This window comes from Nostoc sp. DSM 114160, from assembly GCF_053470305.1.
The window spans coordinates 188439-200273 of sequence record NZ_JBPFGO010000002.1; the positions used below are offsets into that span (position 1 = coordinate 188439).

General features: G+C 42.8%; 14 protein-coding genes and 1 pseudogene. 8 read left to right on the plus strand and 7 right to left on the minus strand.

What is annotated here, in order from left to right; translation table 11 throughout:
- Positions 1–77: 77 nt before the first annotated feature.
- The 3 genes and pseudogenes from NSTCB13_RS17890 to NSTCB13_RS17900 form a co-directional block, all read left to right on the plus strand.
- Positions 78–647: pseudogene (locus tag NSTCB13_RS17890) on the plus strand (HAD family hydrolase); the annotation flags it as partial.
- Between the two features lie 120 nt (positions 648–767).
- Positions 768–1118, plus strand: coding sequence for a DUF952 domain-containing protein (locus tag NSTCB13_RS17895; protein WP_445632095.1), 351 nt, complete (start codon positions 768–770; stop codon positions 1116–1118).
- A 257-nt stretch (positions 1119–1375) separates the two neighbouring features.
- Complete coding sequence (locus NSTCB13_RS17900; protein ID WP_448274179.1) at positions 1376–2290, plus strand: RluA family pseudouridine synthase; 915 nt, start codon at positions 1376–1378, stop codon at positions 2288–2290.
- Between the two features lie 251 nt (positions 2291–2541).
- Here the strand turns inward: NSTCB13_RS17900 and NSTCB13_RS17905 are convergent, their stop codons facing one another.
- The 3 genes from NSTCB13_RS17905 to NSTCB13_RS17915 all read right to left on the minus strand — a co-directional run bounded on the left by NSTCB13_RS17905 (position 2542) and on the right by NSTCB13_RS17915 (position 4955).
- Positions 2542–3309, minus strand: a complete 768-nt coding sequence (locus NSTCB13_RS17905; protein WP_445631428.1) for a phycobilisome rod-core linker polypeptide — start codon at positions 3307–3309, stop codon at positions 2542–2544.
- A 293-nt stretch (positions 3310–3602) separates the two neighbouring features.
- Complete coding sequence (locus tag NSTCB13_RS17910; protein WP_448273336.1) at positions 3603–4349, minus strand: hypothetical protein; 747 nt, start codon at positions 4347–4349, stop codon at positions 3603–3605.
- A complete protein-coding gene (locus NSTCB13_RS17915) occupies positions 4350–4955 on the minus strand; it encodes a phycobiliprotein lyase (protein ID WP_445631426.1) in 606 nt (201 codons plus the stop codon). It abuts the gene before it with no gap.
- A 302-nt stretch (positions 4956–5257) separates the two neighbouring features.
- On the opposite strand from NSTCB13_RS17915, the gene NSTCB13_RS17920 reads away from it, so the two are divergent.
- From NSTCB13_RS17920 to NSTCB13_RS17935, 4 genes are all read left to right on the plus strand, one after another.
- Positions 5258–5428, plus strand: a complete 171-nt coding sequence (locus NSTCB13_RS17920) for an NblA/ycf18 family protein (protein WP_242060871.1) — start codon at positions 5258–5260, stop codon at positions 5426–5428.
- A 346-nt stretch (positions 5429–5774) separates the two neighbouring features.
- Positions 5775–6332: a bleomycin hydrolase gene (locus NSTCB13_RS17925; RefSeq protein ID WP_322667613.1), complete on the plus strand. Its 558-nt coding sequence runs from the start codon at positions 5775–5777 to the stop codon at positions 6330–6332.
- Between the two features lie 78 nt (positions 6333–6410).
- Complete coding sequence (locus tag NSTCB13_RS17930; RefSeq protein WP_445631425.1) at positions 6411–6905, plus strand: bleomycin hydrolase; 495 nt, start codon at positions 6411–6413, stop codon at positions 6903–6905.
- Between the two features lie 428 nt (positions 6906–7333).
- Positions 7334–7948, plus strand: coding sequence for a HEAT repeat domain-containing protein (locus NSTCB13_RS17935; protein WP_448273337.1), 615 nt, complete (start codon positions 7334–7336; stop codon positions 7946–7948).
- A gap of 58 nt (positions 7949–8006) precedes the next feature.
- Here the strand turns inward: NSTCB13_RS17935 and NSTCB13_RS17940 are convergent, their stop codons facing one another.
- The 4 genes from NSTCB13_RS17940 to NSTCB13_RS17955 form a co-directional block, all read right to left on the minus strand.
- Positions 8007–8159 (minus strand): hypothetical protein, encoded by a 153-nt coding sequence (locus NSTCB13_RS17940; protein ID WP_448273338.1) that lies wholly within the window; start codon positions 8157–8159, stop codon positions 8007–8009.
- Between the two features lie 4 nt (positions 8160–8163).
- Positions 8164–9072 (minus strand): HEAT repeat domain-containing protein, encoded by a 909-nt coding sequence (locus NSTCB13_RS17945; protein WP_448273340.1) that lies wholly within the window; start codon positions 9070–9072, stop codon positions 8164–8166.
- A gap of 32 nt (positions 9073–9104) precedes the next feature.
- The gene (locus NSTCB13_RS17950; protein ID WP_322704097.1) at positions 9105–9344 is read right to left on the minus strand and encodes a hypothetical protein; all 240 of its coding nucleotides are present in this window, start codon (positions 9342–9344) and stop codon (positions 9105–9107) included.
- A gap of 529 nt (positions 9345–9873) precedes the next feature.
- Complete coding sequence (locus NSTCB13_RS17955; protein ID WP_448273341.1) at positions 9874–10167, minus strand: hypothetical protein; 294 nt, start codon at positions 10165–10167, stop codon at positions 9874–9876.
- A 267-nt stretch (positions 10168–10434) separates the two neighbouring features.
- Between NSTCB13_RS17955 and NSTCB13_RS17960 the strand changes: the two genes are divergently transcribed.
- On the plus strand, positions 10435–11706 hold the full coding sequence (locus tag NSTCB13_RS17960; RefSeq protein ID WP_448273342.1) for a HEAT repeat domain-containing protein: 1272 nt from the start codon (positions 10435–10437) through the stop codon (positions 11704–11706).
- The last annotated feature ends 129 nt before the right edge of the window (positions 11707–11835 follow it).

Below are 11835 nucleotides of genomic sequence, written 5' to 3' on the forward strand. Positions count from 1 at the left end.
TAAAGGCAGAAATCAAAACTTTGTATTTCGTCGTCTGGGTATGAAATTTTAAAGAATAATATTTAGCGATCGCTCGTATGCAATTAGTCGTTTTTGATATTGATGGTACACTAACAAATACCAACAAAATTGATGAAAATTGTTTTGTACAAGCCTTTGCATTGGAATTTGGCATTTTTGGTATAAATACAAATTGGTCTGAATACGCATACACTACAGATTCTGGAATTACCCAACAAATTTTCAAAGAAAAATTAGAACGTCTTCCTTCAGATGAAGAGATAGTTAGACTGAAAACACGTTTTGTTAGCCTACTCCAGGAAGGATTTATTAATAAACAAGATTTATTCAGCGAAATTCCTGGTGCTGCAAATGTATTAGTTAAATTACAGCTAGACCCTGATTGGTGTATTGCGCTCGCAACTGGTGGTTGGCGTGAATCTGCTGAATTAAAACTTCAAAAAGCTAATTTACAAATAGAAGGCATTCCATTGGCTTCAGCTAATGATGCACTTTCACGAGAAGATATTATTAAAACAGCTATTATCAAAGCAAAGAATGTTTATCAAGTTGAAAAATTTCAGAAAATTGTTTTTGTCGGTGATGGTGTTTGGGATGTCAAAGCAGCCTATCGGTTGAATATTGCTTTTATTGGAATAGGTGATACTACATTAACAAATGTAGGTGCTACCAAAGTAATTAAAGACTTTACAAATTTAGAAGATGTATTGAAAATATTACAATATGCAGTAATTCCTAGATTTTCTATGAACACTATTCTCCACATTACTAAACGCCAACAATGGGAACAAGCAAAAAATCTCGGTACATATCGCGCTGATTCTTTAGACAGTGAAGGTTTTATCCACTGTTCAAAATCAACGCAAATACTCAAAGTTGCAAAAAGATTTTTTGATAATCAAAAAAAATTGGTACTACTTTTTATTGATTCTGAAAAAGTCCGACCTGAAATTCGCTATGAACCTGCTGAAATAGGGGAATTATTTCCTCACATTTATGGTGAGTTAAATATTGATGCTGTGTATCAAGTGATTGACTTTGAAACTGGAGAAGATGGTTTATTTGAGTTGCCGCAAGAAGTTATAGATTTAGAATAACGAACCGCCTTCTCTATGAGAGACTTGTCTGCAACACGCTGCGCCAACGCCAAGGATGCTGAAGAGGAAAGACGAGAAGCCATTTAAAGCATTCCGCGCTTTACTTAAAGAAGGGGAATTAATAATCTAGAGCAATTGTGACCGAATTTAATTTACAAATCCAAGAAAATAGCGATGGCTTTGCCAACGCCAAGGGCGATCGCTTCTCAACTCCACTTGAGGATGCTACACCTAGCTTGCTTTCCCTAAAGAGTACGATACACTGCACCAACACCAAAGGCGATCGCCTTGACCGTTACCTTTCCCAAGAATTACCAGATTTATCCCGTTCGCGCATCCAACAGTTAATCGAACAGGGCAATGTCCAACTTAACGATCGAGTTTGCACATCCAAGAAGATCAATGTCAAGCTAGGCGATCGCATCACTCTCGAAATAGCAGAAGTTCAATCTTTAGAACTGCAAGCCGAAGATATCCCCTTAGATATCCTTTACGAAGACGATCAGTTACTTATTCTTAATAAACCCGCAGGCTTGGTTGTCCATCCTGCGCCCGGTCATCCAGATGGTACTTTAGTAAATGCCCTATTGGCTCACTGTCCTAATTTACCAGGAATTGGCGGAGTCCAACGTCCGGGAATTGTCCATCGATTGGATAAGGATACTACGGGTGCGATCGCGATCGCTAAAACAGATATTGCCCATCATCATTTACAAGCACAACTGAAAGCAAAAACTGCACGACGAGAATACTTGGGCATAGTTTACGGTGTGCCAAAAACTGAAAGTGGCACTATCGACTTGCCCATTGGTCGTCATCCCCAAGATCGCAAAAAAATGGCTGTTATGCCTGTCGAACAAGGCGGACGAGTCGCCGTCACTCACTGGAAAATATTAGAACGCCTTGGTAACTTCACCTTAATTCACTTTCAATTAGAAACTGGACGCACCCATCAAATTCGCGTCCACAGTAGCAAAATCGGTCATCCCATTGTCGGCGATCCAGTTTATAGTTCTGGCCATTCAGTGGGTGTAAATTTACCTGGTCAAGCACTACACGCTTGGCGACTCAAATTGCAGCATCCCCTATCTGAGGAGTTGATTGAGGTGACAGCGACTCCTCCCGCCCACTTCACAAAACTTTTAGAGATGCTAAAAAGACGAACAAAGTAGAACCATTTCACAGACATTAAGCATCCAGAAAAAAAACCATGCGCAATACTTCGACTTACCTCGGCTCCGCTCGGTACGAGTCGCTCAGTACAAGTGCCCAATGCCCATTAACAACTAGCGTGCATTAGACATGGGATAGAGTCTGTTTCACTTAGTTATATCTAAATAAAACTCCTACATAACCCAAGACTTATGCACGCTATAAAGCGATCGAATGGATGTACTAGCCAGCCACCGACCAAAAATCGTTGTTATTTAATTCCTGAGAGTTGCCGATAAGGTACAGACTTTTCGATATCGATGTTGTATGGCGAAACCCGTTGTGGAGGATTGCCAGTTGCATTGATACTTTGTGCCAAACCCAAGAATAAAGCTGGATCGCCAGCTTTCGGCTTTTGCTCTTGTGGGAGGAATCTGCGTACTTCGACCTGCCAAATGATTTGGGGGAAACCCAGTTTGGCACGGTGATAATCTTCGTATCGCGGAGATTTGATGTTGAATGGCAACTCACCCTCAGATTGGGATGGGAGTATCCGACGGCGCTGATAAGGCACTGTGGAGTATCCAAAATTGCTCAGGTACTCTTCAGTGTTAAGCACTTCATCAATAAAGCCTACAATCCCCTTGGTAGCGACTACAATTGACCAGGCGATTTTTTCCCGCTCGCTGTATGGATCGCGTCCTAGAACTCGCTGAATTACTTGCTCAACAAAGCGATAATTATTGTTGAGGTCGTAGAAGCTTTTCTTAAAGGTATTGGAAAGCACCAACCCACGAATAAAGTCCCGTACTGTAATTTGTCCATTACGGAGTTGAGACTCTAAATATGTTTCGCGATCGGCAGCAAAGGCATAAAAGAAAATTTGACGATATGCTGCTTCGATCAGATCGCCTAAATCTGACGGAGAAAGTATATTGTCGGTAGTGAAAATCCTGGGTTGTTCATCACCCGGCACTTCGTATCCAGCTACACGCTGATTTTGACTTGAAGGTTCATACTCTAACAGAGGAAGTGGCACTCTAAAGCCTCCATGTTCTTAATTAAAGTTAACAACTTTTAATCACATATTAAGGGAGTAGTTGTATCAAAACTTCAGATTCTGATTAAATTTCACGAAACTTAACTAAGGGAAATTTAAGTATTCGTAGGATAAATGATTAGTCTGCTGGATTCAACCCATAGCTAATCAATAAATAGGTAATCAGACTTCCAGCTTAATGACTACGTAAATGACTAAAAAATCTTATTCACATATTTTAGATTATGAGATTCAGTTTCACCTTTTTGAACTGAAGCAATAATTTTTAACATTTAGCAAAAGAAATTAATAAAATATGGGGCATTGGGCGTTAGGAGTGCTGAGTGCTGAGTGCTGAGTGCTGAGTGCTGAGTGCTGAGTGCTGAGTTAAGAGTTTTGTTTATCTCCTTGTCCCCTAACTCCCTCACTCCCTCACTCCCTACTCCTCGATCACTGAGCGTAGTCGAAGTGCTACTCTCCTGCTCCCCTCGGCGACTCAGCGACCCTATCCAAAATTCCAGGGGATCTATGGTTGATTTACAGTAAGGCCAGCTACGCAAAGTTGCTTCCATTCCTGCCTCCCAGTAGGGTGGTTCCAATCCCAGCCCTAAGCATAGATGAGATAGGATAGCAGCAAATTGCTCATTGTGACCAAACTCTCCTAGATGGGCATGGGCGTATTCATGGACGACTACACCAAACCAGTCTTTAGGTGCAACTCGACCAACATCTATCAAAATAGTGATTGGGTTTGTGAGAATGTTGCATAGCCCATCTATGCCAAAAGATTGAGCTATGGGGACTGCAAAAATTTGGATGTGGCGACGCTCTTGGGGATGAAAACACTGATGACAAACTTCTAGATAGGTGTTGATCTGAGCGTTCACAGCGTTAATATTTTCACCGATCCAAGTATAAATGGGAATGCGATCGCGGAGGTTATCAAACACATTCACCATACCCGGTTCTAGGGCAAGTCCCTGTACCCGATGGAGATAATCTTGCCCACGAGTAAAAGCATCGCTCTGCTTGAGAATCATTCACCAGCCCAAAACTGAATAAAACTGTGTTTTTTCCAAAATATCCGCTTCTTGTCTTTGTGTTACTTCTTCTGAGCTAGAAGCCTCAACAGAATCAATGCGGCTTTCGCTACAAAACGATGCGGTGCTAAAGCCGCCAAACCTTTTGACTGTACTGGTTCTTAGTCGCATATTTGGGCTGGCGAACCAGAATCGCTCAATGGAACTCATTGTTTCATATTCGGTTGTCAACACTAGTCCATCTTCATCATCCATGTGAAAAAGACCAACTACAGGCACTATTTCGGCATAACCTCTTTCACGGAGTAATTTGCCTTGCCTTGGGTTATCGCTATCAGGCACGATCGCAAATATGGTTTTCCCCTGATGATTCTCCTCATCCTCTCGATCCCAAGCCATTGTTCCTAGCCAACGCACGCGCGAACCACCGACTGAAAGGCTGGGGTCAATCTCATGATAGCGGCACAATTCTATGATTTCGGGATGATTGGCATCGAGAGTTTCTACCTGTATATCCGATTCTCCTATCTCTGAGCGCTTGAACGCCAGATGATGAGTTACACGTTGCGATCGCCACTTACCAGCACTTAGCTGAAAAAATTCCATTGCGTCTATCAATCTTCTGACTCCTACTTATTGCTCCTGCGGATGATGTTTTGCGAGTTGTTTCTTTTTAGAGTAGTTGGTATATAAACATTCTAATCATTACAGCGATTAGCGGCCAGCTTCAATAAACACCCTAAAAAGGAATCTGTAGAGGTGTTGTTATGCAATTGTAAACTTTTATGAGTGTGATTTCTTATAGCTTGACAATGTAGACATTTTAATATCCACATGCTAGACTAATAGAAAGCGATCGTCTTCTACTAACAACAAATACCCTTTGATGCAGTCAATCACAGGAGTGAATGATGGACTTTCCAGTTGAATTAACTTTAGAACAACAGTTTCGCTTACAAAATTTGAAAGATCAGGTAAAAAATCTGAGTCAACAAGAAGCTCAAGAATTTTTACTAGAAGTTTTACGGCAGATGATGGTGAAAGATAATTTGGTCAAACATCTCCTAAAACAAGCTTGATCGACTAAAAAACAAAATTTTTTCCTTAAGACTTACGCAATGGGAGAGTTCCATCAAAATGCGTAAGTCTTAATTTTTTGGGCATTGGGTCTAGAGAATTAGCAGGAAGCAAAGCGCAAGGGAGAAGAGTTTTACTCTTTGCTAAGAGCACCCCGCCTACAAAGCTTCTTCACCAATGCCCAATTCCCCATACTCAAGAGAAATATTACAGATTGTTACTTTGTCTCTCATAGTAAAGACTAGGGCACTATCGATCCCCTATGTTTTTGTTTGGCTACTCGCAGTTAACCTGATCGAGAACACGCCAAAAATAATATCCGCCATTTGTGAATATTAAGGAGAACTCATGGTTCTTGATGCTTTTTCCAGAGCTGTAATTGCGGCTGATGCCAAAACCGCTCCTATCGGTGGTGCTGACTTGGCAGCCCTGAAGTCTTTCATCGCTGAAGGCAACAAGCGCCTTGATGCAGTGAATGCGATCGCCAGCAACGCTAGCTGTGCGGTTTCTGATGCCATTGCTGGAATTGCTTGTGAAAACACAGGCTTGATTCAATCTGGTGGTAACTTGTACCCCACTCGTCGGATGGCTGCTTGCTTGCGTGATGCTGAAATCGTTCTGCGTTATGTAACTTATGCGCTGTTGGCCGGTGATTCTTCCGTATTAGACGATCGCGCTTTGAACGGTTTGAAAGAAACCTACACAGCTTTGGGCGTACCCACTGGCTCTTCTGTACGGGCTTTCCAAATCCTGAAGGCTATCAGTGTCGCTCACATCACCAACACCAATACTGAAGCTAACGCTGGTAAAAAATTCCGCAAACAAGAAGTTGTTCAAGGCGACTGCTCTGCTCTAGCTGCTGAAGCTGCTAGCTACTTCGATCGCGTTATTTCTGCTTTGAGCTAATTGCTCATGGCTAAAGGCTATTAGCCAAGCAAACTGAAATTAAAACTCGATCAAATCTAATCTGGAGTATAAAAAGCAATGAAATCAGTTATCACTACAGTTATTGGATCTGCTGATGCAGCAGGTCGTTTTCCAACCACCTCCGATCTAGAATCCGTTCAAGGTAGTATTCAGCGTGCTAATGCTCGTCTAGAAGCTGCTGAAAAGCTAGCTTCTGGGATCGATGCCGTAGCTAAAGAAGGTTATGATGCTGCGTTCAAGAAATATCCTTTCCTGAGCCAAGAAGGTGAAGCTGGCGATACTCAAGTTAAGAAAGACAAGTGCCTGCGCGACATCAAGCACTACCTACGCTTGATCAACTACAGCTTAGTTGTGGGCGGTACTGGCCCTCTGGATGAGTGGGGTATTGCAGGTGCTCGCGAAGTTTATCGCTCTTTGAATCTGCCCACCGCTCCCTACGTTACCGCATTGACTTATACTCGCGATCGCGCTTGCTCTCCTCGCGACTTGTCTCCTCAAGCGTTGGTTGAGTTCCGCAATCTCCTCGACTACGTAATCAACTCTCTTTCATAGTCATAAGGATTGACTAGACGTAGACGAGCGATCGTCATCCTCTAAAACTCAGGGACTCTCAGTCTGTTGCTTTGCCTGTATCAGGTTGGGTGATTGACCAAGAGTCCCTCTGTTGTTAATAATTCGTAGTTCGTAATTCGTAATTCGTAATTCGTAATTAATTAGAACTTACGCATTGACAAAGACAGCTAAGTGTGCGCTACTTATCGTTACAAGGCTCTGCCTTGTAATCCTCTTATGGGAGGCTCTACCTAGCGTCAAACAAGTAGGCAGCAGCCCACCTCGATCGCATTCCCAGGCACAGCCTGGGAACGAGGCAGGGTAAGACTTTTAGTTTAACAAGCTGACTCTTTACATAATGGTCAATGTGCAAAGTGCGTAAGTCCTATGATTGAATTTGGGGGATTTTAACAGGGAAATTTTCTTTTATGACAATAGATTCTCTATTTGCACAGTTAAAACACCCCAATCCCAATTTGCGGGAACGAGCCATGTGGGAACTGGCTGATGTCCGTGATGAAAATACCATTCCTCGGCTAATGGGTATTTTAGATGAAGAAGATGTCACTTATCGGCGAGCTGCGGTAAAAGCACTGGGTGCTATTGGTACAGATGCTGTACCGCTACTGGTAGAGTCATTAGTAAATAGTGATAATGCAACCATTCGGGGTAGTTGTGCTAAAGCTCTAGCACAGGTTGCTGCTAATCATCCCGATGTTCCCTTCCCGAATGAGGGTTTACAGGGATTGCAAACAGCGCTCAATGACCCAAATCCAGTTGTTTATATTGCATCCGTAATGGCACTGGGTGAAATTGGATCGCCCGCCTTTGAGATTTTGACTGAAGCTTTGAAAACAATAGATAATGTTGCGGTGGCTGTGGCGATCGTCAATGCACTCGGTTCGATGGGTGATATCCGTGGGGTGGAAGTGCTGACGGCATTGACAAATGATGAATCTGTCGATCCGTATGTTCGAGAGTCAGCAGTTAGCGCTTTACCCCGATTAGATCAAGTGATTAAATTTGACAATTCGCCTTCTTAACGGCGAGGATTCTTCTTTCAACCAACATTGCCTCTAAAAGCAGTGCCTTTAAACGGTCTTACATGTTGTCCAGAATCAGCATTACTATCAGCTGATGCAGAGCTTGCTCTTCTGGAGTCCGGTTTTGAGAAAATGTTAGGCGTTCTGCTATTGCTAGGGCGCGATCGTACTCTTCTTTCGTCTCAATCACCTTGGGAGTGTAAATGTCCATCGCCTTATTCCCAAGCTTCTTCCTCTAACTGCTTCTCAATTTGAGAAATCGCCAACTTCATCACCGCCTGAACCCCCGCTTCTTCTTCCTTAGTTAATGCGGCTTGCAGGGGTTCTAAAGCAGCACCATCGCCAATTTTCATCAATGCCAGAGCCGCTGCTTTTCGGGTTTCCCAATCGGGATGATATAGTAATTCAACAAGGCTAGGAATTGCCGAACGATAGGTCAGGCTACCCAAAGCTGCTGCGGCTTCACACCTGACAATTTCAGATGGGTCGTTGAGGGCGTTAATTAAAATATTAAATGCTCCTTCTTGAGTGCCTTCTTGAGCAATTTTAGCGATCGCACCCACCACCGCAGCCCGAACTTCAGCAGAGTCGGAGTTAATCTCTCGATATAAATGCTCCTTCGCCTCTGACCCAATAAATCCTAACGCCCATACAGCATGACCTTTGGCACTTTCTGGATACTCGGTTGACGCTAAGATTTTCAGCAATGCTGGTACAGCTGCTTTACCTATTTTGGCAAGCCCCCCCACCGACGAGGTTTTGACCACCATATCTTCATCATTTAAGAGGGCATTGACCAAAGTCGGAACTGCGATCGGGTCAGCAATCAGTGTCAAGGTTTTAGCACTGGCTCTGCGCACAACTGGGTTGGGATGATTTGCCACAGCTTCCATCAATAAAGGGGTCGCTGGTTTGCCGATTTTACCCAAAGCCTCTGCAAAACTCAACCTCACCATGCCTCGTGAGTCTCCCATACTCTCAACCATCCGCTTTAGTAGCTCTTGGTCATCCGAGTTGAAGGTGTTTAAGCTTAATTGCTCACTCACCGCTTTAAATAAAGCGTCAGTTTCTGCATGGGACAGATTTAACGAATCTGCCTCGGATTGAGTTTCGGAGTTGAGCATATAATCTCTAGCTAAACTATTAAAACAAATGACTAGTTGCTGCCACTCAGGGCAGCCTGCTGATTACGGAGTTCTTGGAGGGCAGAATCAATCTTGGCAAGCTCAGGCTCTAGGTTTGCCATAACGCTTACTTTCTTCAACTTAGCCCGTTTTGCCGTTTCCGTAGTTTCTTGAACTAGACGTTCCCGATATTGCTCAAGTTCTGCAATCACTTCTGCTACATCTTGAGCGGTTACGTTATCGGTTGTTGTGAGTTCTGAAGTTTCATCCATAAGTTTTGTTTCCTAAATGCGTGTTTATATGAATGATATGCATTGAATGTTCGACTATCGTTTGTATTTAGTGACTTGCTAAATACCAGGACTTAGCTGTTACATAAAACTGAACAATTGGCAAGAGGCAACTAAATTAATAACTCACAAGTAGATATATTTTGATCTTCTCAGATCGCGTTACTACTGGTAAAGCTTTTTGAGGAAAATCTTCAAAAGTTGAACTCAACTACAGTTAAAATCAGTCTTTTAGGCTTTTTTATTGAAAGTGCGTCACTGAACGACCTGTTATAGACAGGGCACTAGTACCGTAAGGCGTAATTCTTAATTCGTAATACAACTCTTGGAGAGGCTGCGCGCTAAGCGTAGCTATGCCGCAGGCTTTAGGGCTACGCCCTTCTCCTGTCGGAGACGCTACGCATAGCTTGCTTCCACAAAGTGGTACGACTACGCTCAGGACAAGCTCAGTACAAGTTCGTAATTCGTAATTCCCATTGCGTAAGGATTTTAGACTTTTCAAATGGGTGGCTTATTTATGCCGAGTTGTACTAGGCAAATTCTCTTGATAAATATTTGTAACTGCTGTAAAGAAGAGAACAATGAACGCTAAAGCAAAGTACAGGATAACAAAAGTAATGATTACCCTCATAATCCCTCCAGCTACACCTTTTGCTATGTCGCTACTTGTAATCTGTTGTTTATTCTTAATTTCTTCTTTTAATTCGCGTAATTCAGACCGTAAAGCTTCTAACTCTGTAACTTCAGAATTAGCTCCTTGAGATTGTTGTTGTTCCCAATCCGAGTCATTTGGATTGTTATTCATATTATTATCTCAACAAATTTTAAAAATTATCCTGTTAACGACATTTATTATGCTATTACAAAAATATTTATCTTCTCTTTTAAGCGATCGCATCAGTTTCTAGGCTTTATTTTTTCATCTCTGGCATCTAGTCTAAACTCCAGGGAGCAACTGCATTTTTTGATAATTTAATGCATAAACATCATTTACCGCTATTTCCATGTCCCCAGTCCCTAGTACGATAGTAAAAGCGATCTCTAAAATTATCCAAAAGCAATTTACAAATCAATGGATAAACGTTTTTTTAAAATGTTTGGGCTAACACAAGAAGAAGCGATCGCAATTATTGATACCCCATTAGAACAACTCGAAGACGCTTCTGATAAGTATATTGCTGTTTCCCATTTGATTAACTTTCCGACTGAGCAATCGATCGCGGCTTTGGTGCGGGCGATTGAAAACAGTAACCCTGATGAGTTAGACCACCGCATTGTCCGACGCAAAGCCGTGGAAAGTCTGGGGCGATTGCAGGCACAATCAGCTTTACCTGTAATTCGCCAATGTCTTAAAGATGATGATATTTATACTGTTGAAAATACCGTGTGGACGATCGGAGAAATCGGGACTAAAGATCCAGAAATTCTCGAAGAGGTGGCGCAACTTCTGGATAAACCAGGTCAAATCTATCGAGTCATTATTCACACTTTAGCTAACGCTGATTATCACCCGTCCCTTGAACGTGTACGAAAATTTACTTTATCTGAGGATGAACCTACTCGTAGTGCGGCGATCGCTACAGTTTGTCGATTCACGGGTGACTACTCCCAAATTACTGAGGTGATGGCGCTACTGCAAAGTTCTAGCGTCAATGCACGACGCGGTTGCATTCAAGATTTGATTGATTCCCGCTACTATAAAGCCATCCCAGAAATCGCTCGTTGTCCAGTATCTCTGGTATTCCGGTTACGAGCATTGCGGATGCTTTTGGATGCAGGCGTTCCCAGTGGTGAAATTACCTTTACAGAAATTCAACCTTACTTAGAGCAAGTACTCTACGATCGCCCCAACGACCTCGATCTAGTACATGAGTATGACGCCACCCCTGTTCTAGATTTTGTGATTAACGAACTTTACGAAACCGATTTTGGACGCTGCTATTTAGCGACAAAAACCTTACTAGATATCTATCCACAAGAAGCACCAGCAGCATTGTTAACAACTTATGGCGATAAAGCATATAACGACTATGGCGCTCATTATCATGTGATGAAACTTTTCGGCTGGCTGAAATATGCACCCGCCTACGATTTATTAATAGAAAACTTGCACAACCGCGAACCCCAGTTTCAAAAATCTCGTGCGGCGTGTGCGATCGCTCTTGGTGAATTGGGTGATTCGCGAGCAATTCCTGAAATCAAAATTTGCCTGAATACACCGATTTGGGATTTGAAATACGCTTGTTTATTAGCGCTAGACCGCTTAGGAGACTCGTCCGGTCGGGAAATTTGCGCTGGCGATCGTGATTGGTTAATTAGGGCGAAAGCGACGAGTAAGCAATAGTTAGGAGTAGAGACGCGATTAATCGCGTCTGTACAAGAGTTAGGAGTAGAGACGCGATTAATCGCGTCTGTACAAGAGTTAGGAGTTAGTTCCCGGATAACACGGCAGGGGTTGCCGGCAGCTAACGCA